Below are 1,516 nucleotides of genomic sequence, written 5' to 3'. Positions count from 1 at the left end.
ACAGTGCACTGCAGGCATCCCCCCGATGCCCCTTTCGCAAATCCTGAAGAGTCATTTTCAATTTCAAGCCCCACAGTGCATTCTTTGGGCACCTCAAGCTGGACAACCCCAAACCTTCCTGGCTTGCCAAAGCCAAGCCAAACTTTTGCCCTTCCGCTCTTTTTCCTCGCCCTTGCCACAATCCAGCTTGTGAAAAGCGCCCCGGCAAGAAAATCTAATTTCTCGAATTTGCCTGCCGCCATTTCAACTGCCTTTCTTGCTTTTTGTTCAAATTCGCTGTCTGCTGCAAGCGAATGCAGGCTTTCAAACTCAGCGTCCCCGCCAAGCCTGACACTTCCCTTCCCATGCCAAGTTTCCTTCATTGTGCCTGCCGCCTCCTCAAGCATATTTGCGGCAGCCTGTATGCCTTTGTCGAAAGTTGCAGCCTGGTATGACTGCAGGCACTTAAGCCTGAACTCAAGCAGCCATTCCGGTTCCCCAAGCTGCTTTGAAATGGAAATTGCAGCTTCCTTCAAATCAAAATTCCCCATTTTCCCATTTCCCCGGAGTTTTCAATAACCGCTTCCTGCCGCCCTTTCAGCCGACTACTCCCTTGCCTTCCATCTCAAGCTCAATCATCCTGTTGAATTCGACTGCGTATTCAAGCGGAAGCCTTTTTGTGATTGGCTCTATAAAACCCCTGACAATAAGGGCAGTCGCCTCGTCCTTTGTAAGCCCCCGTGTCTGCAGGTAGAATAGCTGCTCATCAGAAATCCTCCCGGCAGTCGCCTCATGGCCCACTGTTACTTTTCTCTCTCTTATATCCATGTAAGGCATTGTGGATGATTTCGAGTCCCCATCAAGCATCAATGCGTCGCAGCGGACAGACGACTTTGATCCAACGCACCCCTTTGCAATCGAAAGCAGCCCGCGGTAGTTTGTCCAGCCGCCTTGCTTGCAAATGCTTTTTGAGACAACCGTTGATGTTGTGTTTGGGGCAAGGTGAATCACCTTTGCGCCATTGTCCTTGATTTGCCCCTCGCCTGCAAAAGCGACATTCATGTGTTCTGCCCTGGCCCCCCTGCCAACAAGCATAGAGCAGGGGTAAAGCATTGTCAGGCCTGAGCCAAGTGTTCCGCCAACCCACTCCACAAGGCCGTTTTCCTCTACAATTGCCCTTTTTGTGTTGAGGTTGTAGACGTTCTTGCTCCAGTTCTGGATTGAGGTATAGCGCACCTTTGCCCCCTTATGGACAAAAATTTCAACCACTGCTGAATGAACAGACTTTTCAGTGTACATTGGCGCAGAGCACCCTTCTATGTACTGCACATCGCTTCCCTCATCTGCAATGATTAGCGTGTGCTCATACTGGCCAAATGCCGGGTGGTTCATCAAAAAATAAATCTGAAGCGGCATTTGCACCTTGATGTTTTTTGGCACATAAACAAACGAGCCGCCTGACCAGACTGCCCCGTGAAGCGCGGCAAACTTGTTGTCTGAGCATGGCACGCAGCGGGTCATGAAGTACTTTTTTACA

At 50.3% G+C, this 1,516-nt stretch carries 2 protein-coding genes; both read right to left on the bottom strand.

Going from position 1 to position 1,516, the window contains the following annotated elements; all coding sequences use genetic code 11:
• Positions 1-530: hypothetical protein (locus tag FJZ26_05990; protein ID MBM3229958.1), on the bottom strand; the 530-nt coding region annotated here is incomplete at its 3' end.
• A gap of 46 nt (positions 531-576) precedes the next feature.
• The coding region (gene sufB / locus FJZ26_05985) for a Fe-S cluster assembly protein SufB (GenBank protein MBM3229957.1) at positions 577-1,516 on the bottom strand (940 nt) is incomplete at its 5' end.

It is taken from the genome of Candidatus Parvarchaeota archaeon, assembly GCA_016866895.1.
Classification (GTDB): domain Archaea; phylum Micrarchaeota; class Micrarchaeia; order Anstonellales; family VGKX01; genus VGKX01.
This window is presented reverse-complemented; position numbering and strand designations above follow the sequence as displayed.